Raw genomic sequence first — 22,872 nt, 5'->3', positions numbered from 1 at the left:
GTAAGATTAACCAACCAAAGTCCCACTCTTACCGTGAAAAGATATATGTTTCAACTAAACCACGCCAAAATGAGAAAAATTACTGCAATCCTTGGTCTGATAGGGATCATTTCATTCCAAGCATGTGAAGGTCCTGTTGGGCCACAAGGACCTCCTGGATTAGATGGTTTTGATGGCCAAGACGGGGTAAATATAGTTTCAGAAGTTTTTGAGGTTGAAGTGGACTTCAATGATGGGAATGGGTACCAAGAAATATTCACCTTTGATCCAGCTATAGTCGAAAGTGATGTTGTATTGGCTTTCATCCAGTGGGAAAACGACGGTGGAACTCCGATCTGGAGAGCTTTACCTCAAACAGTTTTCTTCGAAGAAGGCGTTTTGATGTACAATTACGACTTTACAAGTGGTGATTTTAGCGTATTTCTAGATGGACCTCTAGATTATAGTCTATTGACATCAGACTGGACAGACAATCAACTATTTAGAGTTGTAGTGGTTCCTGGAGATTTCTCAGGCGCTAGAATTGACTGGACAGATTATGAAGCTGTCACCAAACACTTAGGTTTAACAGATGAAGATTTTACAAAAATAGAATTGAAAAAATAAATAACACTACCTAAACCAACTGATTACCACAAACAGGATTTTTGCCATGCGAGAGTCCTGTTTTTTTTATGTTCAATTTTTTCAGTGTCAAAATTAATTTGGCTGTTATCTTTGCGGCATGGAATTACAAAATGATCTATTGCTGAGAGCGGCCAAAGGCGAAAAGACGGAAAGAACCCCAGTTTGGCTCATGCGTCAAGCAGGAAGAATACTACCAGAATATCGAGCAGTCCGCGAAAGCGTCAGTGGTTTTATAGAATTAGCTCAAACTCCGGAGCTTGCTGCAGAAGTTACCATTCAGCCTGTTGATTTATTAGGAGTGGATGCAGCGATCATTTTTTCTGACATTTTGGTGATCCCAGAAGCCATGGGACTCCCTTATGAAATGATAGAAAAAAAAGGGCCTTGGTTTCCAGAGACTGTAAGAACAGAAGCGGATCTAAAGAAATTGAGAGTTGCGGATGGAGCTAATGACTTAAGCTATGTCATCAAAGCAATAGAAATCACCAAGAAAAATTTAAATGGTAGAGTTCCATTGATCGGTTTTGCCGGAGCACCATGGACTATTTTTGCTTACATGGTAGAAGGAAGTGGTAGCAAGACATTTTCTAGAGCAAGAGAAATCCTTTACACCCAACCTGCATTTGCACACCAGTTGATGCAAATGATCACAGATAGTACGATCAATTATTTAAAAGCTCAGATAAAAGCGGGAGCAGATTTAGTTCAAGTTTTTGATAGCTGGGCAGGAATTTTAGGCCCTAAACAATATCTGGAATTTTCTCATCGATACATTTCTCAAATTTGTGATGCCATCAATGAGGTCCCTGTTACCGTTTTTGCCAAAGGAGCATTTTTTGCCAGAGAGGAAATGGGGAAATTGAATTGCGAAACTATAGGGCTGGACTGGAATATGGGAATTGAAGAATCGTATAAACTAATCGGGGCAAATAAAACGCTTCAAGGTAACCTTGATCCAGCGGCACTTTATGGTAACCCAGAAGAAGTAAGATCTGCGACTTTAGAAATGATGGAGCAGTTTAAAGGAAAAAGACATATCGCTAACCTCGGACATGGAGTCTACCCAGACATCAAACCAGAAAAGGTAAAAGTATTTATAGAAACAGTAAAAGGATTCTAAATCCAATAGAAACCCTGAATAAGTCATTTATTCAGGGTTTATTTTTTCAATCCATCAAAAGCAATGGGTCCCCAACCTGGATTTTCCCAAAACTCATAGCAACCATATTTTGCCCAAATAGCACTTTATTATTTTTACTACGATATGCAGCCAATGTTTTCAATGGCTCCTTTCCTTTTTCTCCAGACTTTTGATCTACCGTGATCATGACACATCTGGCACAAGGCTTTATTACAGAAAATCCTATATCACCTATTTTGATGAAATTCATTTGATCTTCAAAAAAAGCGGGACCTCCAGAGAAAACCACATTCGGCCGAAACCTATCCATGGTTATTTTTTCGGAAACTTTAGAATTCAAATCATTTAAGGAAGATTGCCCGATAATTAAGTAAGGCATGCCATCAGCAAAACTGACAGTTTCACCATTTTTAGCATATTTTCTATCTACAGGCCTCTTTGTTTTCTCAGGCATCCTCACCAAAAGCACTTCAGTCCCTAGCATTTTACTGAACCAAAAGTCAAATTCATTTCCCACCAGTTCCGCATCCATGGAATCATCCCATACCTGAACTTGAATGGTTTTCCCGGTGGTGGAATCAAAAGGAATTCTGATCTGTTTTGAACGGTTACGTTTATCAAAAACCAATAAGGCATCTTGGGCTAATACCACTTGCAACAAGGCCAGTTGAGGTAACTTTCGCTGGCTGATAAAATTTCCATCAGGAGTCACTAACATCCATCTTCTGTCGTATTGCAAACCCTTTTCCTCTACATACGCTTCCTCCACTCGAATACCTCCAAGAGATTTAATAGGATAAATAAAAATATCCTTAATAGTTAGATTTTGATTCATCTTTAAAAATAAGAGAATCAGTAGTATTAACTGTATTAACCCAGAAAAATCGAAGAACTAAATTCTGAAATAGAGGTTTTCAAATACTCTAGACAAAAAGGAAATACATCAAACTGTATATTAATTTGAATCAATAGGGTGCCTAGTAAAAACACCAATAACCACTTATACCTTTCTCGGTTATGTCGAAAAAAATCCCGCCTCATATTAAAGTAGATGCCAATTGTCAGAGGAAGGTTGCAAGGCTGTCGTGAAAAAATAAAAAAATCTGTCAGAAATGAAGTGACGCAGGTTATAAGGTGACATATCTGGAGGAGAATAAATTTATACCTGCCAGTCTTTCTGCCAATCTGACACAAAATCCTCAAATTTTAGTAATGGCACATCCCTTGAAGAAAGGGAGATGTAACTCATTGAAACTAATAAACAAATATAATTATGGGAAAAATTATCGGCATTGACTTGGGTACCACCAACTCCTGCGTAGCCGTGATGGAGGGTAATGAACCTGTAGTCATCCAGAATAGTGAAGGAAGAAGAACTACTCCTTCTATTGTCGCTTTTCTTGACAACGGTAACGGAGAGCGCAAAGTAGGTGACCCTGCTAAAAGACAAGCAATTACGAACCCAGCAAATACAATTTCTTCTGTAAAGAGATTTATGGGTAAGAAGTTTTCCGAAGTTTCTGAAGAAAAGAAACATGCTTCTTATAAAGTAGAAAAAGGATCAAATGACACTATCGCAGTAAAAATCGGTGACAGATCATATACTCCACAAGAGCTTTCTGCTATGATTCTTCAGAAAATGAAGTCTACTGCAGAAGATTTCTTGGGACAAGAAGTAACTGAAGCTGTGATTACAGTTCCGGCATATTTTAATGACTCTGAGCGTCAAGCGACCAAAGAGGCAGGACAAATTGCAGGTTTGGAAGTAAAACGTATAAACGTATCATCACGAGCACGGCAGCAGCTTTGCTTATGGTATGATAGAGACAAAGACATGAAGATTGCAGTGTATGACCTTGGTGGTGGTACATTCGATATTTCTGTTTTGGAATTAGGTGATGGCGTTTTTGAAGTAAAATCTACCAATGGTGATGTTCACCTAGGTGGTGATGACTTTGACCAAGTAATCATCAACTGGCTTGCAGACGAGTTCAAAGGAGAAGAGCAAATTGATCTAAGACAAGATCCTATGGCACTTCAGAGATTGAAGGAAGCTGCTGAGAAAGCTAAAATTGAACTTTCTAGCTCCTCTTCTACTGAGATTAACTTGCCATATATTACTGCTACTCAGTCTGGACCAAAGCACTTGGTTAGAAACTTGAGCAGATCTAAGTTTGAGCAATTATCTGAGGATTTGGTAAGAAGATCCATGGATCCATGTAAAAAAGCATTGAATGATGCTGGACTAAGCGCTTCTGATATTGACGAAGTAATCTTGGTAGGTGGATCAACAAGAATTCCTAAAATCCAGGAAGAAGTAGAAAAATTCTTCGGTAAGAAGCCTTCTAAGGGTGTAAACCCTGATGAAGTAGTAGCGATCGGTGCTGCTATCCAAGGTGGGGTATTAACTGGTGAAGTGAAAGACGTTCTTTTATTGGATGTTACGCCACTTTCATTGGGTATCGAAACTATGGGCGGAGTATTCACGAAATTGATCGAGTCCAACACGACCATTCCTACCAAAAAGTCTGAGGTATTCTCTACAGCTGCTGACAATCAGCCTGCAGTAGATATCCACGTACTTCAAGGTGAGAGACCAATGGCGAAGGACAACAGAACAATTGGTAGATTCCAACTTTCTGATATTCCTCCTGCTCAAAGAGGTGTTCCTCAAATCGAAGTAACATTTGATATTGATGCAAACGGTATCTTGAATGTTTCTGCAAAAGACAAAGGAACTGGTAAGGAGCAAAAAATTAAGATTGAAGCTTCTTCTGGACTTTCTCAAGAGGAAATCGACAGAATGAAGAATGAAGCAGAAGCGAATGCTGCTTCTGATAAAGCTGAAAAAGAAAAAATCGAGAAGCTTAACCAAGCTGACAGCCTGGTATTCCAGACTGAAAAGCAGTTGAAAGAATACGGAGACAAGCTCTCTGAAGGAAACAAAACTGCTATCAGCTCAGCTCTTGAAAACTTGAAGTCTGTACATCAAGCTCAAAACCTAGAAGGTATTGACGGTGCGATGGAAGAATTGAACAAAGCTTGGGAAGCTGCTTCTCAAGAAATGTACAATGCCGCAGGCGCTGAAGGTGCTCAACCAGGGCCAGATGCAAATGCTGAGGCAGGTTCAAGTGAAGATGGAGACGGAGTTTCCGATGTAGATTATGAAGAAGTTAGCGAAGACAAGAAATAACTTCTGCTAAACCAACTCAAAACGGCATCTGTTGAAAGGCAGATGCCGTTATTTGTTACAAGACAAATCAAAGGCTAATTAAACCATGCAACTGACAGCAGATAACAAGTTGAAAAATTTGATCGTCGTGGGAGACCGCGTACTTATTAAATTGAAGAAGCCCAGCGAGAAAACTGGCTCAGGACTTTACTTGCCTCCAGGTGTTCAGGAAAAAGAGAAGGTTCAGCAAGGATATATCATCAAAACTGGACCCGGATATCCTATCCCAATGGCTACTGACAACCATGAGCCTTGGATGGAAAAGGAAGAAGCTGTAAAATATGTACCACTTCAAGCAAAGGAAGGAGACTTGGCAATCTTTTTACAAACTGGTTCTTTTGAAGTAATCTATGAAGGTGAAAAATACTTTGTCGTTCCCCAAAGTTCTATTTTGATGCTTGAAAGAGAGCAAGATCTTTAGGATAAAAAAATAGCAATAAAAAAGCCCGGCTGAGCCGGGCTTCATTTTTTTAATGCCACCAGAATTTTCGTTTCCTCATGGACTTCGGTAATTTATAACTGGCTTTGGAACCAGTCGCTGCAAATTCCGGATCTTCCCAAACTTTTCTGTTTTTAGCTTTTAATCCTTTAGGGTTGTTAATGTTTTTCCGAGTGGAAATGCCCCATAATTTTCCGGATTTATCCCAGATTTTAGCATTTTTTGCCGCTGGTCCCTTTAAGTCTTGGGGTTGATCGTAATAAACTACAGCAATAGAATTTTTAGTTTTTTCAGAAATCTTGGCATTCTTGGCCTTTGGCCCTGTCAGATTCTGTGAGTAAGAACTGATTGCAATTAGCATGGCCGCTAGAAATAAAAACGGTCTTTTCATTGTTTTGTAATTGGGTTGACGTTCAATAAAATATACTGAAAATCAACCCATAGGTTTCAAAAAAATCAAAATTTATTTAATCAATTTGACGGATATCAAAAATATAATTTTAATTTTTTCATATATCATTAAAAAAATATGGTTTCTAAGCAATCCTAAAAATTAAAATATTGCAGAAAAACTCAGAATAGAAGGCAATGGAGAACCCTTCCAAATTCCAAAAAGTGACAAAAAATAAAAAACCGGGATGAAAATCACCCCGGCTTTATTGACAATAGACCCTGTTTATTTCTTAGAATGCAAAAACTGCCGCAAGTAAAAATGACGACAAACTTTTACTTCCTGCCAATTCTTTATTCATGAAGAAGTCATCTTCACCCATAGTATCCAATCTTAATTCTGGAATTAATGTCAGGTTATTTCCAATTTTAGCATTTCCTGAAAGGGTAACCGCAAAAACATTTCCATCACCTTCGCCATCTAACCCAACAACCCCATCAAGGCCGTTATTGAATACACTAAAATATTCTCCTCTCAAACCAATTGCGAAATTCTCAGAAGTACTTGCTTGCAGATAACCCGCAAACCCATAGAATCCAGAACCATCACCATCTACATCCTGAGCATCACTTCCGTTAAACACCTCTCCAGAAGAAGTAGTGTTGTAAGTTGTGTTAACACCTAAATACAAAGCTTCGCTTAGGTTAAAACCTGTTGTTAAATCTACTTGGAAAGTATTCCCCATAGAAGTTTGCCCTGGAGCTAAACCACCTGCATCTACATCCAATTTTCCATCTTGATCACCATATACGAAGTTCAGATAAGTACTTCCTGCTTCAGTAGAATACCCAAGCTGAGCACCATATGTATAAGTACCATTCAGATTAAACTCTGTCATATCTGTTGGGTTCATCACCGCAGCCATTAAAGACCAGTTATCAGAAAGCGCAAAGTCTGCTTTCAAACCCGTATGAGAGAATGGTCCGTAGCTAAACATATAAGAGGTAGAGTAATTAAAGTTTCCAGTAGGAGAAATAACCTCATAACCTAGGAAGGTATTGAAATTTCCTAATGTCAGAGTTACTACATCATTGACATTCCAGTACACATACAATTGATTAATAATCTGCGAACTTCCTGCCATTCCTCCAGCATATAATGGAGAACCGAATACCGCATCCTCACCTCTAGGTCCGAAAACCAAGTCAGCTACTGCACCTACTTTCTCACCTTCATAGGTAGCTATGATATTCGCCATACCTAAAGAGAACCCTGGCAGGTTACCAAATGAACTTCCTGGAGCCTGAAAATTTTCTCCTTTGTTAGGAGCATTGAAATTCGTTCTGAAGTAAGCGTCCACAGAACCTGAAAATGTGAATTTTGAAGTCTCTTCCTCTTCTTGACCAAAACTGTAGGTCGAAACTGAACAAAGAATTGCGAGTATAAGTAATTTAATATTTTTCATTTTTTATTTTTAATATGTTGGTTTTTGATAGTTAAAGGGTGTACTAACCTGCCATTGAAAGAAGCCAAGCTTAATTCATGGCAGGACAGTAAGGAGATTTGACTATTCGTCATAAACAATAGTGTAACCTCTAATTCCATGTTCATGTGAATCCAATCCACTCTTCTCATGCTCTTCAGACACTCTGATACCGATAGTCATTTTTAGTACATAGAAAATCACGAAAGCAGACACAAAGGCAGTGACACCACAAACGGCTACTCCTATCAATTGTGTAATGAATGAATGGTCTGGGTTGGTTGAAAAAATACCTACTGCCAATGTTCCCCAAACTCCACAAGTCAAGTGAACAGAAACAGCTCCTACTACATCATCAAGACGTAAACTATCCAAAAGAACAGCAGAAAGAACAACTAGAATACCGGCAATAAACCCAACGATCACGGCTGAACCAGGATTGATCACATCAGCTCCTGCGGTGATACCCACTAGGCCCGCCAAGATTCCATTCAAGACCATTCCCAGATCTAGTCTTTTAAAGACAAAGTATCCGGCCAAAAAGCCTCCTAATCCACCTGCACAAGCAGCTAAACTTGTAGTCACTAAAACAAAAGAAACTAGCCCTGGATCAGCAGATAGTACAGATCCACCATTGAATCCAAACCAACCTAACCAAAGAAGGAATACACCTATTACAGCCAATGGAACAGAAGCACCAGGCTTATCTACAGTTTTACCATTTACATATTTACCAATTCTAGGCCCAACGAGAATCACACCTGCTAATGCTCCCCATCCACCTACAGAGTGAACTAAAGTACTACCAGCAAAGTCATAGAATCCCATTGCATCAAGAGCTCCTCCGCCCCACTTCCAGCTACCTATTATAGGATATACTATACCTACAAAAAACAAGGTGAAGATTAAGTAAGACCAAAGCTTCACACGTTCAGCAATAGCACCAGATACAATTGTTGCAGCAGTTGCGGCAAACATGGCTTGAAATAAGAAGTCAGTCCAGTAAGTGTAGCCAGCATCTGCATAAGCTGCTGTCACATCTGCATCTCCTGGAGAAAACCAGAACATACTCCATCCGGCTGCATCGAAACCAAACCACCCTGGAGTTTCAAATCCTGGGTACATCAGGTAAAAGCCCGCAAGAGCATAAGTAATAATACCAAGGATCGGGGTGATCGTGTTTTTGAACAAAATGTTCACTGTGTTTTTGGCTTGACCAAATCCAGCCTCAACTCCTGCAAACCCTAGGTGCATGATAAACACCAAAGCGGTGGATAGCATCATCCAAACATTGTTTGTCGTCAGGAGATTTTGCGTCAATTGAGCGCTTACATCGATTGTTGCGGCCGATTCTTGGGCCAACAGGGGTACAAAATTCATCATAGGTTTTATTTAACTTTTGAACTTATTTCAAAATTTTCGATAGGTTTTATATTTGAAACAGAATCGAATGTAAACAGATTATTAGCAATAAAAAAATACCGTTTTTACAATTTTTACATATTTATATTGAAAACAGGTTCAATTTTTACCCAATTTTTAATGAATTTTCAATTTTTGACCAAAAACAAACTATATCGCAATAGTGTTGAATAAAAAAATATTATTTGGAAAGGGTATTATTTATTCTTTGAAATCGATTCCAAAAAGGGCAATTCAAAACCTTCTTATTTTTTTTAAATTCGAAACAGAATATTATTCTTATTTTTCCCTTCTAACAGGATTTTCCATCAAACAGGAGATTTTATGAAAAACATAAATTTTCATGTTTATGATATTTTTTTTATCACATCAGTAAAAAATTTTTGCTGTTTTATAAAAAATGGGTTCAAATAATACCCTTACTCATAAAAAAAGCCGGATAAACCGGCTTTTCTAATTTCAAATACAACTAATAAGTACTATTGGCTCAATTCAGCAAATTCTTTGGCAAAATAGGTTAATATGATTTTTGCCCCCGAACGCTTGATACTGGTCAAGATCTCAACCATTGCACGATTGGATTCAATCCATCCATTTGCAGCAGAAGCCTTCACCATACTATATTCCCCAGACACATTATAGGCTGCAATAGGCAAAGAATAATTATCATTCAATAGCTTTATGATATCGAGATAAGATAAAGCTGGTTTTACCATCAAAAAGTCAGCTCCTTCTTCTACATCTAGGTCCGCCTCTATCAGTGCATCTTTTGTATTGGAGTAATCCATTTGATAAGTCTTTTTATCACCAAACTTAGGAGCCGAATCCAACGCATCCCTAAAGGGCCCATAAAATGCACTGGCATACTTGGCAGTGTAGGACATTATAGAAGTATCCTTAAAATCATGCTCATCAAGTAGATCCCTGATAAACCCCACTCTTCCATCCATCATATCAGAAGGTCCTAATATATCCACCCCTGCGTCTGCCTGGGCCAAAGACATCCTACCTAAAACCTGAAGCGTTTCATCGTTCAAAATTTTACCGTCTTTTACTATGCCATCATGACCATCACTACTATAAGGATCCATGGCAACATCAGACATTAAGCAGATTTCAGGAAACTGTTTCTTGATTTCTCTTAGTCCTTTAAGGTAAAACGTTTCTGGATTATAACTCTCGCTGGCCTGACTATCCTTCAAAGATTCCGGGTAGGCAGGAAATACATCAAAAGACTTGATTCCTAATTTAAGGCAGGACTCAATTTCCGAAAGCATCGTATCAACAGAATACCTGTAAATTCCGGGCATGGAACCCACTTCGATTTTTTTCTTATTTCCATCCACCAAAAACAAGGGGAAAATCAAATCCTTTACTGAGACAGATGTTTCTTCCACAAGCTCTCTGACGGCTTGCGACTTCCTATTTCTCCTAGGTCTTCTTTGCATATTATTTAAATAAGGTATTCACCACTTCAATATCTATCGAATTATAGTCCTCTATATATAAGTGGCACTCTGGTAATTCTTCTTTGGTATGACTCGACAAGACTCCTACCACCTTCATCCCTGCATTTAATCCCGCCGATGCTCCGGAAAAGGAATCTTCAAACACTAGGCAGTTTTCAGGCTTAACCCCTACTTTATTGGCAGTTTTCAGGTAGACTTCAGGATCAGGCTTGTGCTTAACCACATCCTCTGAAGCTAATTGAGAATCCATCTTTGATCCAATCTTCAAGGTATTAATGATCAAATCCAAGTTAGCCCTTGGTGCCGAAGTCGCCACCCCTACTAACAATTGTTGTTTTTTTAAGGCCTCGAAGAATTCCATGAAACCCGGAATTGGGCTCACTTCATCCTTATATATTTCTCTAAACAAACTTTCCTTTTCATCCTCCAACTCCAGCAACTCTTCCCCTTCTATTTTCCTCCCTAAGAAATGACTTAATATATAGCCATTGTTCTTTCCATACATGTGCTCTTGATACTCTTCCTCAGACGGATTTAAGTCTCTCTTTTGGAAAAATATCTGAAATGCCTTGGAATGATATGGATTGGTATGACAAATCACACCATCCATATCAAAGATTACTGCCTTAAGCATACTACTTTTTAAAATCTAAAATTGTCTTTTCTATAATATCACAGCATTCGTGAACCTGTTCTTCTGTCATGACCAATGGTGGAGCGAACCGAATAATATTTCCATGGGTTGGCTTAGCCAAAAGCCCATTGTTCTTCAGCGCTACACAAATATCCCAGGCTGTTGAGCTATCTTCCGAATCGTTGATCACCACTGCATTTAACAACCCTTTACCTCTTACAAGTTTCACCAACTCTGACTTTTCAACTAAACGCTGCATCCTATCTCTGAAAACCACGCCTAATTTTTCCGCGTTTTCTGCAAGTTTTTCATCCTTCACTACTTCTAATGCAGCCATAGCCACCTTAGTTCCTAAGGGATTTCCTCCAAAAGTAGAGCCGTGCTGACCAGGTTTGATTACACTCATAATATAAGTACTTGTTAACACAGCAGATACTGGGTAAAAACCTCCGGAGATCGCTTTTCCTAAAATCAACATATCTGGCTTTACATTCTCATGATCCACAGCCAATAACTTACCTGTTCTTGCAATCCCGGTTTGAATTTCGTCAGCGATAAAAAGTACGCTCTTCTCCTCACAAGCTGCTTTGGCTGCAGCTAAATAACCTTCATGAGGAACATAGACACCCGCTTCTCCCTGTATTGGCTCCACCAAGAAACCTACTACGTCTGGGTCTGATAAAGCAGACTTTAAAGCTTCTACGTCATCATAAGGTACTTTTATAAAGCCTTTAGTATATGGTCCAAAATTTTCACGAGCCACGGGATCATTAGAAAAAGAAATGATGGTAGTCGTACGCCCATGAAAATTCCCCTCGGCAACGATGATTTTTGCTTGATTCTCAGCTACACCTTTCTTTTCATAACCCCACTTTCGAGCAATTTTTATGGCTGTTTCTACTCCTTCAGCCCCCGTATTCATTGGTAGCACTTGATCAAAACCGAAATACTCAGTCAAATATTTCTCAAAAGGCCCAAGCACATCATTATGAAAGGCTCTCGAGGTAAGGGTAAGCTGACTCGCCTGAGCTATCAAAGCTTCCAAAATCCTAGGGTGGCAATGGCCTTGATTAACCGCTGAGTAAGCAGAGAGGAAATCATAGTACTTTTTCCCTTCTACATCCCACAAAAAGACACCCTCTCCTTTGGATAAAACTACGGGTAGCGGATGGTAATTATGCGCTCCATATTTATTTTCTAACTCAATCGCTTCTTGACTTGAGGTGATAGTCTGCATGATTTGTTTATTTTTGTATTTCAAAACTTCAACTTCTTACAGGCAAAAATAGGATAATTGGCTGTACTCCCTAGATATGAAAGAGGAAAAGACAAACCAAAACCAAACTTGTTTAGAACCTGAAGATTACTATATTAATGAAGATGGGTTGATGGTATTTACTGCAACGTATCATTTGAAACGGGGTTATTGCTGCGGAAACGGCTGTAAACACTGTCCCTACCCAAAAGGTTAAAGAAATTGGGAATATTTTCGGAACGCTTTGTTGTTAATTACCAAAAAGTTCCGATATTTGCAGACTCATTACAGAAACGCATACAAATTACGATATTATATCATGGCAAAAGTTTGTGACATTACCGGAAAAAGACCTCGCGTAGGTAACAACGTGTCCCATGCAAACAACAAGACCAAGCGTAGATTTTACCCAAATCTTCACAAGAAGACTTTCTACGTTCCTGAAGAGGACGCATGGATCACACTTAAAGTGTGCACTAAGGCATTGAAGACTATCAATAAGAAAGGAATTTCTGCAGTTTTGAAAGAAGCTGAGGAATCTGGCATGATCGTAATCAGATAATCAAAGTCACGACCTTAAAAAAACACGAAGATGGCTAAGAAAGGAAACAGAGTACAAGTGATTATGGAATGTACAGAGCATAAAGACTCTGGCATGCCAGGTACCTCTAGATACATCACAACGAAGAACAGAAAAAACACCACTGAGAGATTGGAATTGAAGAAATTCAACCCAATTCTTAAGAAGGTTACTGTTCACAAAGAAATTAAGTAATTTAGCTCAGGATTTATCCTGTAAAACGACAAAGATATGGCTAAGAAAGTAGTAGCAACCCTTAAGAAAAAAGACGGTGTAACATACGCTAAGGTCATCAAGGCTGTAAAGTCTGATAAAACTGGTGCTTACACCTTTAGAGAAGAAATGGTTCCTTCCACTCTGGTACAGGAAACTTTAAGTAAATAAGTGCCAAGTGCATCTTCATGCATTTAAGTCCCTCTGGTCTAAGGTCAGCAGGGACTTTTTCGTTATATTCCGGCTTAATTAATATACCATGGGAATTTTTGGTTTCTTCTCTAAAGACAAGAAAGAAAGTCTAGATCAAGGCTTACAAAAATCTAGCGAAAACATCTTTTCCAAGCTCAGCAAAGCTGTAGTTGGAAAATCTAAAGTTGACGAGGAAGTTTTAGATGAATTAGAAGAAATTCTGATCACCTCTGACGTAGGCGTAGACACTACGATCAAAGTAATCAACAGAATCGAAGAGCGCGTAGCGCGAGACAAATATGTCAATACGGAAGAACTGGATAAAATTCTAAAAGAAGAGATATCCGGTCTTTTAGAGGAGAACAATACGCAAGACCTACTTGATTTTGATATCCCTGAAGGCAAAAAGCCTTACGTTATCATGGTAGTTGGGGTAAATGGCGTAGGCAAGACTACCACTATTGGCAAACTGGCCAACCTATTTAAATCTGCTGGCAAAAATGTAATCCTTGGAGCTGCAGATACTTTTCGAGCCGCAGCTGTAGACCAATTGATTTTATGGGGAGATCGTGTAGGTGTCCCAGTGATCTCGCATGGCATGAATACCGATCCAGCTTCCGTAGCATTTGATGCGGTGAAGCAAGGGGTAGATACCCAGGCTGATGTAGTGATCATAGATACTGCAGGTAGACTTCATACCAAGGTCAATCTTATGAATGAGCTGGGTAAGATTAAGCGAGTTATGCAGAAATTTATTCCAGATGCACCTCATGAAATTCTATTAGTTTTAGATGGGTCCACTGGACAAAATGCCTTTATTCAAGCAAAAGAATTTACAAAGGTGACCGAAATCACTTCTCTTGCAATCACTAAATTGGATGGGACAGCCAAAGGTGGTGTAGTAATCGGGATTTCTGATCAATTTAAAATACCTGTCAAATACATTGGCGTGGGCGAAAAGATGACTGACCTTCAACTATTTAACAGGAAGGAATTTGTAGACTCCCTCTTCTCCAAAAAATAAGAAAAACCATTCTAAATGACATACCCCGAAAACCTCGGGGTATTTTTTTTGCTATTTTTTCAAACTTTACCAATTCTTTTACCGTAATTTAATATGATATCATTTTAACATCATAATAACATGGAAAAAATAACAAAACCTATGTCAGGATATTTTATGATCCTGTTTGTATTGGGCTTGCTTGTATTTGCAGTTGCATTGTTTATTAAGCAACTAATGATAATAGTGGGAATCTTATCTGTGATAGTAGCACTTATTTCTATAGCAGGGTTTTTTATCGTTGAACCTAATAAAGCCATGGTACTTTTACTCTTTGGAGATTATAAAGGCAGTGTCAAAGCCAACGGGTTCTATTGGGTCAACCCATTTATGACCAAAAAGAAAATATCACTTCGAGTGAGAAACTTTGAAAACAAGCCTGTCAAAGTAAATGACAAAATCGGTAATCCTGTACTTATAGGTACCATTGTAGTTTGGCAGGTGGAGGACACTTTTAAAGCGACATTTGATGTAGATGATTATGAGAATTTTGTTCACCTCCAATCAGATGCGGCCATCAGAAAAATGGCAGGTTTATATCCCTATGACAATTTTGAGGATGAAGAGGCAGAAATCACTTTACGTTCTGGGGTAGAGGATGTCAATCATTCTCTAGAACAAGAAATCAGTGAAAGATTACATCATGCTGGAATCAAAGTGATCGAGGCAAGAATTTCTCACTTGGCTTATTCATCGGAAATTGCTTCGGCCATGTTGCAAAGACAACAAGCTACAGCCATCGTTGCAGCTAGACAGAAAATTGTCGAAGGCGCTGTGGGAATGGTGGAAATGGCTTTGGAAGATCTTAAAATCAAAGACATCATCGAGTTTGATGATGATAAAAAAGCAGTGATGGTATCTAACTTAATGGTAGTTCTTTGTTCGGATAAAAGCGCAAGCCCAGTATTAAATGTGGGCACTCTAAATCAATAGAAATGAGTTACCAAGTTTACAATGAAGAGCAATCCTATCGCGGTTCTTGGGTCATGTACATGGTCCTACTTACCGAAGTACCGACATTAGTTTTAATGTTGGTGCTTTTCTTTACATCTGAAGACAGGCGAGAAATAGGGATTGCCCTTTTTTTCGTCATGGTAATCATGGTTTTAGTCTTTATGCTCCTATTGAACATATCCTTAAAGACGAGAATTGACCATTCTGGAATTCATTATAAATATTCCCCATTCATCAGAAACTGGAGAACCATTCCCAAAGAAAAAATCAAAAGCCTTCAAGTAATCAGTTTCAACCCATTGTTTGACTACGGTGGATGGGGAATGAAACGAAATAAAACCACCAAACTATATAACATTCTGGGGGATGAGGGTTTGCTAATTGATATTGGAGAAAAGCGAAAAATCTTATTGGGAACAGCCGAAAAACGAAAACTAAAATCATTTATCCAATATTGGAAGGAGGAAGAAAATGCCTAAAAAGAAGCCATTTGCACTTCGACTAGATGAAAACATGATGAAGGCTGTAGAAAAATGGGCTTCTGACGAATTCCGCAGCACCAATGGTCAGCTGGAATGGATCATCCATGAAGCATTAAAAAAAGCCGGAAGGTCCCCTAAAAAGAGACCTTCCGGCTCAGACGATTAAATACATCAATCTCTATTTACTATTCTCTAATTCATGAATTTTCTTGAAAAGAAAACCTATTCCTCCTCAGGGATATAAAGAAGTTGATCATTCTCAAAATCATATAAAGTCAGGGCTCTTAATTCAAAATAAGCCATCCAATACTCCTTTAAAGAGTTGTAATAAGCCCTTTTATTATCATCTTTTTGCCCTTGTGCAATATTTAAGTCAGTGACAGTCACATTCCCTGTCTGATACCTATTCAATGCAATCTGGTAACGCTTTTCCGCTACCTCATCAGATTTTCTTGTCACATTGATTCGCTCACGTATCATTAAAAAGTTTCTGACTTTCGTGAATATCTCTTGCTCAAAATTGATCGTTTCCTGCTCTACCGTATACTCCACAAACTGTTGATTGGCCTTGGCTATTGACATTCTTGATTTATTTCTTCCCCAATCCAGAATAGGGACAGAGATTCCTAAATTCACCAACGCTTGGGTATTTGGATTTTGATAGATATCAGACAGCGTAAATGCTGCATTATTATATCCATAACTCGCCCTAAGATTCATTTGCATTCTTTGACCCTTGGCCTCTGCCACTGTGGCTTCCGCTTCAATAAGTTGCCGATCAAAACCCAATGCTTCAGATCTATTTTGAAAAGCATACTCGATCGCTTCATTAACATCCACATCAAACTCGGGAACTTCAGAAGGTGGAATTAACAAAATATTCGCTGCTTGATTTAGGCCGATAAAAGAGTTGACCGCCAAAGAAGAACTCTCTAAGTCCAATTTAGCTTTTGCCAAATCTTGCTTTGCTTGTAAAGTTTGTAATTCTACCTGCAAAAGCTCATCCTCAAAAGTGGCTCCTAAATCGTACCTCTTTTGCTCAATACCGAAGATTTGCTCTGTATTTTTGAGGTTTTGAGTAGCAATTTCAAAATTAACCTGTGCGATCAGGTAGTTAAAAAATAACTCCGTCACCATCATGGAAATTTGCTCCGATTCCTCTACAAACTCCCTCTTACTTTCTTCAAATAATAAGGGCATAATTTTCTTATCCCATTTATAAGGATTGTATGCAAAAATGGGCTGATCCAAACTAACGTTCATAGGGATACCAGACCACCTTGTTTGGATTTCATTGTCTCCAGCCAAAAAGTTATCAAACCGGCTTGTTGAAGTATTGATTGACACCATTCCACCGGTAGGAGAAATAACTTGCTGAAGCCCTAAGCCCAAATCAACCAAGTTTTGCTTCACCGGTCTAAATTCAATAGTACCATCAGGTTGAGTTACATTATTGAAGGCTTGTGAATAGGCCGGAATAGTACCTGTTAAACGTAGCTGAGGATTATAATTCGACTTAAACTGCCTGTACTGCCAATATCTATTTTCCCTGGCGGTTTTGGCTCTTAATGAAGCTGGGGAGCGATCTTTAGCCCGCTGCACCATCTCTTGAAGCGTATAGGAAACCGAATCTTGAGCACAGGTTTCAGTAAAAACAGAAGACCCTAAAAGCAAAATTGAAACAGCAAGAACTGATCGAAAGCAAAAATATTTCATGTGCAGTTATATGGATTAAAAGAATTGAACTAAAATAATGAGAGATTATTCTTTACCAAAAGACTTTTGCCTTTCAAATGCTAAAACTTCCTAAAGAATTAAAAGAATCTAAAGATCTGGGCTCAAAGTGCTAGTTTGAGTAACTTGTACCCGGAAAAAATAAGCTATGAAAAACATTATCAGTTTTGTCATCCGGTACATACCCAGACCATTTTTACAACGGGTCAGTCCGATTGCGATGAAGTTCCTGGCACTGACCAATAAAGGCTCGGATGTAACTTGCCCAGTATGCGATCACCAGTACAAAAAGTTCCTGCCTTACGGAAGAATTGCTAGGGAAAACGCACTTTGCCCAAACTGCCTTTCCTTGGAGAGACATCGTTTGATGTGGTTATTTCTAAAAGAAAAGACCAACTTTTTTACCGGCAAATTAAAGGTACTTCATATTGCTCCTGAGCATTGCTTCATAAAAAGATTCGAAGCATTAGAGAATTTAGATTATGTCACAGCTGACTTGGAATCACCACTAGCAAAAGTCAAAATGGACGTCCATGAAATACCTTTCGAGGAGGATACTTTTGATGTGGTTTTTTGCAACCATGTCATGGAACATGTAGAAGATGACTTGAAGGCATGTTCAGAAATCAATCGTGTTTTGAAAGCCAATGGATGGGGTATCATCCAATCTCCAGTTTATCCACTTGAACATACTTTAGAAGATTCCAGCGTGACCGAGCCGGCTGAAAGAGAGCGAATCTTTGGACAGCGCGATCATGTCAGAAAATATGGAAATGATTATGCCGAGCGATTAAGGAAATCTGGAATCGGCATGGAGGAAAATAAATTTGTGAAAAATCTCCCCGCAGATAAGATCAAGAAATACGCGCTACCACCTAATGAGATAATTTTTGTCTGTAGCAAAGGCTGATCAACCGTAAACCTGCTTCCTAAACAATTCATAAACCAAGCCACTCCCATAGGAGCATAGTTGCATCACCGAAGTAACCAAACTTAATCCTCCAACGATTATAGACTTATATCTAAGGCTCGACTGAATTATTATTGCAGCGGCCCAAAACAATAATATCAGCATCTGTAGATAAAAAATTGGGCTAAATAAAAAGTAAGTAGCAATACAAGAAATACAGAACAACAGAAACATGGTGGGTAAGAAGTGAACTGCTTTAATAGCATCAGAATGAAACCTGGAGACATTTACCCGGTTCCTTCCGAAGGAAAATCCTTGCTTGGTAAATGAAGACAAGGTGTTTTTCCTCTTATGATATACAAAGGCCTCTTCCACTAGCTCTAGCTTAAATCCTGCCTTTTTGATTCGGATACTATACTCAATATCCTCTCCTTGATTGGGATCTAAGAAACCACCAATGATTTGAAACACTTTTCTAGACACGCCCATATTAAACCCTCTTGCTTGGTATTTTGAGGGATCTTTTAATTTTCCTCTGATTCCTCCAGTAGTCCAAAAAGAGGTCATTGCAAAATCCATTGCTTTCTGAAGTATACTAAAATCAGAATTTGAAGCATCTGGGCCACCAAATGCATCCAAATTCCTTTCGCTGACAGCCTTTTTAAGGAGTTCTAAGTAATTATTTGGTAAAATGACATCAGAGTCCAAGATCACAAAGAACTCCCCTTTAGCGTGCTTCATCCCGTCATTCCTGGCAAATCCTTGCCCTTGATTATCCTGATAAATATAAGAGAGGGTCAGATTTTCATTAAACTGCTCAATGATAGATTGAGAATCAATGGTAGAACCATCCTCCATCACTAAAACTTCAAAATCCCTAAATGATTGTTGACTCAGACTCCTTAGTAATTCAGCTAATTCCTCTGGGCGATTAAAGACCGGTATTATAACCGAAAAGAACATTAATAATTGAAATTAAGCTCCTCGTCTACTTTATACTCAGCCTCCTTGGATTGATTGGACGTCATTAATTCTGCAATAAAGCCTGTTACAAAAAGCTGAACACCGATGATTAAAGCCACCAAAGCTAAAAAGAATAAGGGCTGATCTGTAATCTCACGAACAGGTAGCCCCATTTTTATTCCATAGACCTTTTGGAATATCAACCAGCAAGTAATGATAAAGCCTGAGAAAAAAGAAAGCGTACCTAACAGGCCAAAAAAATGCATAGGCTTCTTTTTATACCGATGCACAAATGAAACGGAAATCAGATCAAGAAATCCATTTAAAAAGCGTTCTATCCCGAATTTGGAATACCCATATTTTCGAGATTGATGAGAAACGATCTTTTCACCAATTTTGGTAAAACCATTCCATTTGGCCAAAAGAGGAATGTAACGATGCATTTCTCCATAAATCTGAATATTCTTGACCACCTTATTGCTATAAGCTTTTAGCCCACAATTAAAGTCATGGAGTTTGATCCCTGATATCCATCTTGTCACAGCGTTAAAAAATCGGGAGGGGATAGTTTTACTGATTGGATCATGTCGTTTTTTCTTCCAACCTGAAACTACATCAAAGCCACCTTCACTGACCATGCTATATAAATCTGGAATCTCATCAGGACTATCCTGAAGATCAGCATCCATGGTAATCACTACTTTACCAGTTGCTTTATTAAAGCCAGCATCCAAAGCAGCTGACTTCCCATAATTTCTCGTAAAATTCAGCCCTTTAACTGAGGGATTTGTTGCCACCAAGGAATTAATTACTTCCCATGAAGCATCGGTACTCCCATCATTGATAAATATTACCTCATAAGAAAAGCCGTGGTCATTCATGACACGGCTAATCCATTGAGTTAATTCAGCTAATGATTCCTCTTCGTTAAAAACGGGAACTACTACGGAAATTTGAAGCATGGTTTATTAATAATCCAGAGATTTATCTCTTTTCTTAAGAATAGCTGCCAAAATTAGAGCAATAATCGCATAAATAATTATTCCAATACCAAATCCCATCAATTGGCCACTAAGTGTGAATTGATTTGAAGTACTGGCTTTCATTTCTTCAAGTTGTTCAGGACTTAACGAATCAGCAGACGCCCCAAAACTCTCCATCATCTTCAGACTATTCTCAAATGCCAAATCACTTAAAACCCCAGGGAGAGAAGGATCTATGACATGAAATAATAAGACCTGTCCTATTAAACTGATAATACCTGAGATCAATATAGCTATGAAACTGAAGTTGAAAGCAGCACCGAAAGATATAAAGCCACCTATTTCAGTTCTGTATTGTCTCCCAAAATAAATAATCAAAACAAAGAAAACGACCAAGGCAATAAGGCCAAACCAAGCCGAGCCTAAGAGAGTTGCATCAATAAAATATGCAATAAAAGTAATCGCTAGGGACACCAAACCGATTGTTAAACCTGGTTGGATCGCGGCTTTAAAGGGACTTTGTTGCTCTTCCATAAAATATTAGTTAGGGTTTTTTCTCAAAATAATAGAAATAATAATAGTAAAAAACAGTCCAGGAATGATTTTCCAAATTGCGTCATTCAAGGCCACATCAGAATTCACCATTTCTTTAACACTATCTAAGGTAGCATTAAATGAGGCTTCTCCCACCTGAGAAACAATGGTTTCTCGACTATCTATTAATGTCTGAACCTTATTTTCTTTTATTAGCTCAAAGAAATCAGGACTGATCGCCAAAACAACATAGATCCCTAGAAAGGAAATAATTGCTAAGAGCATGTAAGTTACAAAACCAACACTCATTCCTTCTGCAAAAGAAAGGTAGCCTTGATTAAAATAGTCTTTAAAATATCGTAACGCCAAATATATGGATACAGGAGTTATAACATACCCGAAGACAAGGTTGAGCGTGGTAGGATCCTCATAAAATATAGAAAGAACCAAAAACGAAACAAGCCCTAGAACACCGCCAAGTACTCCAAATAAGTAGGCCGACTTAAAATACTTATTCATCGAGTTTAATTAATTCCCCCTTTTGAATAACATAATTAACTCTTCCAGTTAACTTTTGATCAAACCATGGAGAATTTTGTGAATTAGAAGTATTTGTCTTTCGGTTAAAAAGCCATTCTTCATTAGGATTAAAAATCGTCCAAGAGTCATTCTGTAACTCTATAATCTCCGAAGGCTTCCCTCCTACTTTTTCCATTAACAATGGCCAACCTAATTCCTTTTCTAGTTTAACCATAGCAGGAAGAAAGGTCTGCAAACCAATCATTCCAAAAGCAGCAAGATCAAACTCCATGAATTTGGAGTCATAATCTTGAGGTTGATGATTAGAAACAATCGCATCGATTGTATGATCCTTCACCCCCTCTAATAAGGCTTGTTTGTCTAATTCACTTCTAAAAGGAGGCTTCACTTTATAATTAGGATCAAAGTCCATCAAGTCATTATCTGTAAACAACAATTGGTAGATGGAGACATCACATGTTACATTCAAACCTTCCTCTTTCGCCTGACGGATCAGGCTAACTGCCTTAGCAGAGCTGATGGTTTGAAAATGAACTTTCCCTCCCGTGTATTTTAAGATTTCAATATTTCTTTGAATGGCGACCTCTTCCGCTAAGCTAGGAATACCTTTCATTCCTAACATAGTAGAATTATCTCCTTCATGCATTTGTCCAAAGATAGAGAGCAATGGGTCATAAGCATGGTCAAATAGAACTCCATCGAATTTCTGAAGGTATTGAAGGATTTTCATGTACCTATCTCCATTAGAAAGAGGCTTAGTGCCGTCTCCAAAAATCTTGACACCTGATTGATGGTGCATGTCCAAAATTTCTGTTAGGTTCTCTCCATCCGTATTCTTCGTCACTGCCCCTTGAGCAAAAAGATCAACAGAATATTTTTTAGACCTATTGATTAAAAAGTCAACGTCATTTTTACTTTGGATGACAGGCTCTGTATTGGGAAGGATTACAGCTGCGGTAAAGCCACTTCCAATTAAAGTTTGGCAAAGAGAGTCAATTGTTTCTTTGTACTCAAGGCCTGGCTCTCCTACCCCACATCGTAGATCGACCCAACCTTTAGAAGCAAGCATTTGGGAGCAATCAATAGTTTCTAGATTTGATGGCAAATCATCTGAAGATGCTAACTCTAATTTTCCTTTATGAAAAACATAATCTTGAGGTTTTTGAACCTCATTGGCAGATATCACCTTTAATCCTTGAAAGAGAATTGACATGTATTTGAACTTTGCTACAAAACTGCAACAATATTATAAAAATGAAAAATGGAAAAGGTATTGAATTTAACAAAAAAAAAGCCAGCTGTTATAGCTGGCTTAAATAATGTGGCGGCCCCCGATAATTATCGCGGGCTACTCTCCCGGGTGTACCCCTTTGCTTTCGGCACTGAATCCATTCGATTTGATCCAAAAGTTTCTTCTTGGAACCCATCTCAATTTTACTCCTACGAAGCTACGGCAGAAACAACCATTGTCACTACATGCTAGGAAGAGGATTAACAAAAAAAAGCCAGCTGATATAGCTGGCTTGAATAATGTGGCGGCCCCCGATAATTATCGCGGGCTACTCTCCCGGTTGTAACCCCTTTGCTTTCGGCACTGAATCCATTCGATTTCATCCAAAAGTTTCTTCTTG

The 22,872-nt window shown here is 38.5% G+C and carries 26 protein-coding genes; 13 read left to right on the top strand and 13 right to left on the bottom strand.

Annotated features, from left to right (window positions below; genetic code table 11):
- Positions 1-69 precede the first annotated feature (69 nt).
- Positions 70-606 (top strand): hypothetical protein, encoded by a 537-nt coding sequence (locus ALPR1_RS04790; RefSeq protein ID WP_008198843.1) that lies wholly within the window; start codon positions 70-72, stop codon positions 604-606.
- A 118-nt stretch (positions 607-724) separates the two neighbouring features.
- Positions 725-1,747, top strand: coding sequence for a uroporphyrinogen decarboxylase (gene hemE / locus ALPR1_RS04785; RefSeq protein ID WP_008198842.1), 1,023 nt, complete (start codon positions 725-727; stop codon positions 1,745-1,747).
- Between the two features lie 46 nt (positions 1,748-1,793).
- Here the strand turns inward: hemE and ALPR1_RS04780 are convergent, their stop codons facing one another.
- On the bottom strand, positions 1,794-2,603 hold the full coding sequence (locus ALPR1_RS04780; protein WP_008198841.1) for an MOSC domain-containing protein: 810 nt from the start codon (positions 2,601-2,603) through the stop codon (positions 1,794-1,796).
- A 438-nt stretch (positions 2,604-3,041) separates the two neighbouring features.
- Between ALPR1_RS04780 and dnaK the strand changes: the two genes are divergently transcribed.
- Positions 3,042-4,961: a molecular chaperone DnaK gene (dnaK, locus tag ALPR1_RS04775; protein WP_008198839.1), complete on the top strand. Its 1,920-nt coding sequence runs from the start codon at positions 3,042-3,044 to the stop codon at positions 4,959-4,961.
- An 85-nt stretch (positions 4,962-5,046) separates the two neighbouring features.
- A complete protein-coding gene (locus tag ALPR1_RS04770) occupies positions 5,047-5,421 on the top strand; it encodes a co-chaperone GroES (RefSeq protein WP_008198837.1) in 375 nt (124 codons plus the stop codon).
- Positions 5,422-5,470: 49 nt separating this feature from the next.
- Here ALPR1_RS04770 and ALPR1_RS04765 read toward each other — a convergent pair whose 3' ends face one another.
- From ALPR1_RS04765 to rocD, 6 genes are all read right to left on the bottom strand, one after another.
- Positions 5,471-5,830, bottom strand: a complete 360-nt coding sequence (locus ALPR1_RS04765; RefSeq protein WP_008198835.1) for a hypothetical protein — start codon at positions 5,828-5,830, stop codon at positions 5,471-5,473.
- 292 nt (positions 5,831-6,122) lie between these two features.
- Positions 6,123-7,295 (bottom strand): porin, encoded by a 1,173-nt coding sequence (locus ALPR1_RS04760; RefSeq protein ID WP_008198833.1) that lies wholly within the window; start codon positions 7,293-7,295, stop codon positions 6,123-6,125.
- A gap of 102 nt (positions 7,296-7,397) precedes the next feature.
- Positions 7,398-8,693: an ammonium transporter gene (locus ALPR1_RS04755; RefSeq protein WP_008198831.1), complete on the bottom strand. Its 1,296-nt coding sequence runs from the start codon at positions 8,691-8,693 to the stop codon at positions 7,398-7,400.
- A gap of 521 nt (positions 8,694-9,214) precedes the next feature.
- On the bottom strand, positions 9,215-10,183 hold the full coding sequence (gene hemB / locus ALPR1_RS04750; protein ID WP_008198829.1) for a porphobilinogen synthase: 969 nt from the start codon (positions 10,181-10,183) through the stop codon (positions 9,215-9,217).
- Position 10,184: 1 nt separating this feature from the next.
- The gene (locus ALPR1_RS04745) at positions 10,185-10,838 is read right to left on the bottom strand and encodes an HAD family hydrolase (RefSeq protein WP_008198827.1); all 654 of its coding nucleotides are present in this window, start codon (positions 10,836-10,838) and stop codon (positions 10,185-10,187) included.
- Between the two features lies 1 nt (position 10,839).
- A complete protein-coding gene (rocD, locus tag ALPR1_RS04740; RefSeq protein WP_008198826.1) occupies positions 10,840-12,075 on the bottom strand; it encodes an ornithine--oxo-acid transaminase in 1,236 nt (411 codons plus the stop codon).
- Between the two features lie 76 nt (positions 12,076-12,151).
- On the opposite strand from rocD, the gene ALPR1_RS20880 reads away from it, so the two are divergent.
- The 8 genes from ALPR1_RS20880 to ALPR1_RS20505 all read left to right on the top strand — a co-directional run bounded on the left by ALPR1_RS20880 (position 12,152) and on the right by ALPR1_RS20505 (position 15,743).
- Positions 12,152-12,310 (top strand): DUF5522 domain-containing protein, encoded by a 159-nt coding sequence (locus tag ALPR1_RS20880; protein ID WP_161599217.1) that lies wholly within the window; start codon positions 12,152-12,154, stop codon positions 12,308-12,310.
- A gap of 102 nt (positions 12,311-12,412) precedes the next feature.
- Complete coding sequence (gene rpmB / locus ALPR1_RS04735; protein WP_008198825.1) at positions 12,413-12,655, top strand: 50S ribosomal protein L28; 243 nt, start codon at positions 12,413-12,415, stop codon at positions 12,653-12,655.
- Positions 12,656-12,685: 30 nt separating this feature from the next.
- Positions 12,686-12,868 (top strand): 50S ribosomal protein L33, encoded by a 183-nt coding sequence (gene rpmG / locus ALPR1_RS04730; protein WP_008198824.1) that lies wholly within the window; start codon positions 12,686-12,688, stop codon positions 12,866-12,868.
- A gap of 36 nt (positions 12,869-12,904) precedes the next feature.
- The gene (locus ALPR1_RS20510) at positions 12,905-13,057 is read left to right on the top strand and encodes a DUF4295 domain-containing protein (RefSeq protein ID WP_008198823.1); all 153 of its coding nucleotides are present in this window, start codon (positions 12,905-12,907) and stop codon (positions 13,055-13,057) included.
- A gap of 88 nt (positions 13,058-13,145) precedes the next feature.
- Complete coding sequence (ftsY, locus tag ALPR1_RS04725; protein ID WP_008198822.1) at positions 13,146-14,102, top strand: signal recognition particle-docking protein FtsY; 957 nt, start codon at positions 13,146-13,148, stop codon at positions 14,100-14,102.
- 120 nt (positions 14,103-14,222) lie between these two features.
- Positions 14,223-15,074, top strand: a complete 852-nt coding sequence (locus ALPR1_RS04720; RefSeq protein ID WP_008198820.1) for an SPFH domain-containing protein — start codon at positions 14,223-14,225, stop codon at positions 15,072-15,074.
- A 2-nt stretch (positions 15,075-15,076) separates the two neighbouring features.
- On the top strand, positions 15,077-15,574 hold the full coding sequence (locus ALPR1_RS04715) for a YdbT family protein (RefSeq protein ID WP_008198818.1): 498 nt from the start codon (positions 15,077-15,079) through the stop codon (positions 15,572-15,574).
- Complete coding sequence (locus ALPR1_RS20505; protein WP_008198817.1) at positions 15,567-15,743, top strand: Arc family DNA-binding protein; 177 nt, start codon at positions 15,567-15,569, stop codon at positions 15,741-15,743. Before ALPR1_RS04715 ends, ALPR1_RS20505 begins: the two co-directional genes overlap by 8 nt.
- 56 nt (positions 15,744-15,799) lie before the next feature.
- Here the strand turns inward: ALPR1_RS20505 and ALPR1_RS04710 are convergent, their stop codons facing one another.
- Positions 15,800-17,293, bottom strand: coding sequence for a TolC family protein (locus ALPR1_RS04710; RefSeq protein WP_008198816.1), 1,494 nt, complete (start codon positions 17,291-17,293; stop codon positions 15,800-15,802).
- Between the two features lie 166 nt (positions 17,294-17,459).
- Between ALPR1_RS04710 and ALPR1_RS04705 the strand changes: the two genes are divergently transcribed.
- A complete protein-coding gene (locus tag ALPR1_RS04705; RefSeq protein ID WP_008198815.1) occupies positions 17,460-18,221 on the top strand; it encodes a class I SAM-dependent methyltransferase in 762 nt (253 codons plus the stop codon).
- Here the strand turns inward: ALPR1_RS04705 and ALPR1_RS04700 are convergent, their stop codons facing one another.
- The 5 genes from ALPR1_RS04700 to ALPR1_RS04680 are packed head-to-tail and all read right to left on the bottom strand — an operon-like array spanning position 18,222 to position 22,454.
- Positions 18,222-19,184 carry a glycosyltransferase gene (locus ALPR1_RS04700; RefSeq protein WP_008198814.1) on the bottom strand — a complete coding sequence of 321 codons (963 nt, stop codon included), beginning with the start codon at positions 19,182-19,184 and terminating at the stop codon, positions 18,222-18,224.
- On the bottom strand, positions 19,184-20,146 hold the full coding sequence (locus ALPR1_RS04695; protein WP_008198812.1) for a glycosyltransferase family 2 protein: 963 nt from the start codon (positions 20,144-20,146) through the stop codon (positions 19,184-19,186). The genes ALPR1_RS04700 and ALPR1_RS04695 overlap by 1 nt, the downstream gene beginning before the upstream one ends.
- A gap of 6 nt (positions 20,147-20,152) precedes the next feature.
- The gene (locus ALPR1_RS04690; RefSeq protein ID WP_008198811.1) at positions 20,153-20,701 is read right to left on the bottom strand and encodes a DUF4199 domain-containing protein; all 549 of its coding nucleotides are present in this window, start codon (positions 20,699-20,701) and stop codon (positions 20,153-20,155) included.
- Between the two features lie 6 nt (positions 20,702-20,707).
- On the bottom strand, positions 20,708-21,220 hold the full coding sequence (locus ALPR1_RS04685) for a DUF4199 domain-containing protein (protein WP_008198810.1): 513 nt from the start codon (positions 21,218-21,220) through the stop codon (positions 20,708-20,710).
- Positions 21,213-22,454, bottom strand: coding sequence for a dihydroorotase (locus ALPR1_RS04680; protein WP_008198808.1), 1,242 nt, complete (start codon positions 22,452-22,454; stop codon positions 21,213-21,215). The genes ALPR1_RS04685 and ALPR1_RS04680 overlap by 8 nt, the downstream gene beginning before the upstream one ends.
- Between the last annotated feature and the right edge of the window lie 418 nt (positions 22,455-22,872).

It is taken from the genome of Algoriphagus machipongonensis, from assembly GCF_000166275.1.
GTDB lineage: Bacteria > Bacteroidota > Bacteroidia > Cytophagales > Cyclobacteriaceae > Algoriphagus > Algoriphagus machipongonensis.
The sequence above is the reverse complement of the archived record's forward strand: the minus strand, read 5'-3'. Positions and strand labels throughout refer to the sequence as shown.

Coding starts and splice junctions, on each gene's coding strand:
- ALPR1_RS04790 (WP_008198843.1), top strand. CDS start 70: ATGAGAAAAATTACTGCAATCCTTGGTCTGATAGGGATCATTTCATTC.
- hemE (WP_008198842.1), top strand. CDS start 725: ATGGAATTACAAAATGATCTATTGCTGAGAGCGGCCAAAGGCGAAAAG.
- ALPR1_RS04780 (WP_008198841.1), bottom strand. CDS start 2,603: ATGAATCAAAATCTAACTATTAAGGATATTTTTATTTATCCTATTAAA.
- dnaK (WP_008198839.1), top strand. CDS start 3,042: ATGGGAAAAATTATCGGCATTGACTTGGGTACCACCAACTCCTGCGTA.
- ALPR1_RS04770 (WP_008198837.1), top strand. CDS start 5,047: ATGCAACTGACAGCAGATAACAAGTTGAAAAATTTGATCGTCGTGGGA.
- ALPR1_RS04765 (WP_008198835.1), bottom strand. CDS start 5,830: ATGAAAAGACCGTTTTTATTTCTAGCGGCCATGCTAATTGCAATCAGT.
- ALPR1_RS04760 (WP_008198833.1), bottom strand. CDS start 7,295: ATGAAAAATATTAAATTACTTATACTCGCAATTCTTTGTTCAGTTTCG.
- ALPR1_RS04755 (WP_008198831.1), bottom strand. CDS start 8,693: ATGAATTTTGTACCCCTGTTGGCCCAAGAATCGGCCGCAACAATCGAT.
- hemB (WP_008198829.1), bottom strand. CDS start 10,183: ATGCAAAGAAGACCTAGGAGAAATAGGAAGTCGCAAGCCGTCAGAGAG.
- ALPR1_RS04745 (WP_008198827.1), bottom strand. CDS start 10,838: ATGCTTAAGGCAGTAATCTTTGATATGGATGGTGTGATTTGTCATACC.
- rocD (WP_008198826.1), bottom strand. CDS start 12,075: ATGCAGACTATCACCTCAAGTCAAGAAGCGATTGAGTTAGAAAATAAA.
- ALPR1_RS20880 (WP_161599217.1), top strand. CDS start 12,152: ATGAAAGAGGAAAAGACAAACCAAAACCAAACTTGTTTAGAACCTGAA.
- rpmB (WP_008198825.1), top strand. CDS start 12,413: ATGGCAAAAGTTTGTGACATTACCGGAAAAAGACCTCGCGTAGGTAAC.
- rpmG (WP_008198824.1), top strand. CDS start 12,686: ATGGCTAAGAAAGGAAACAGAGTACAAGTGATTATGGAATGTACAGAG.
- ALPR1_RS20510 (WP_008198823.1), top strand. CDS start 12,905: ATGGCTAAGAAAGTAGTAGCAACCCTTAAGAAAAAAGACGGTGTAACA.
- ftsY (WP_008198822.1), top strand. CDS start 13,146: ATGGGAATTTTTGGTTTCTTCTCTAAAGACAAGAAAGAAAGTCTAGAT.
- ALPR1_RS04720 (WP_008198820.1), top strand. CDS start 14,223: ATGGAAAAAATAACAAAACCTATGTCAGGATATTTTATGATCCTGTTT.
- ALPR1_RS04715 (WP_008198818.1), top strand. CDS start 15,077: ATGAGTTACCAAGTTTACAATGAAGAGCAATCCTATCGCGGTTCTTGG.
- ALPR1_RS20505 (WP_008198817.1), top strand. CDS start 15,567: ATGCCTAAAAAGAAGCCATTTGCACTTCGACTAGATGAAAACATGATG.
- ALPR1_RS04710 (WP_008198816.1), bottom strand. CDS start 17,293: ATGAAATATTTTTGCTTTCGATCAGTTCTTGCTGTTTCAATTTTGCTT.
- ALPR1_RS04705 (WP_008198815.1), top strand. CDS start 17,460: ATGAAAAACATTATCAGTTTTGTCATCCGGTACATACCCAGACCATTT.
- ALPR1_RS04700 (WP_008198814.1), bottom strand. CDS start 19,184: ATGTTCTTTTCGGTTATAATACCGGTCTTTAATCGCCCAGAGGAATTA.
- ALPR1_RS04695 (WP_008198812.1), bottom strand. CDS start 20,146: ATGCTTCAAATTTCCGTAGTAGTTCCCGTTTTTAACGAAGAGGAATCA.
- ALPR1_RS04690 (WP_008198811.1), bottom strand. CDS start 20,701: ATGGAAGAGCAACAAAGTCCCTTTAAAGCCGCGATCCAACCAGGTTTA.
- ALPR1_RS04685 (WP_008198810.1), bottom strand. CDS start 21,220: ATGAATAAGTATTTTAAGTCGGCCTACTTATTTGGAGTACTTGGCGGT.
- ALPR1_RS04680 (WP_008198808.1), bottom strand. CDS start 22,454: ATGTCAATTCTCTTTCAAGGATTAAAGGTGATATCTGCCAATGAGGTT.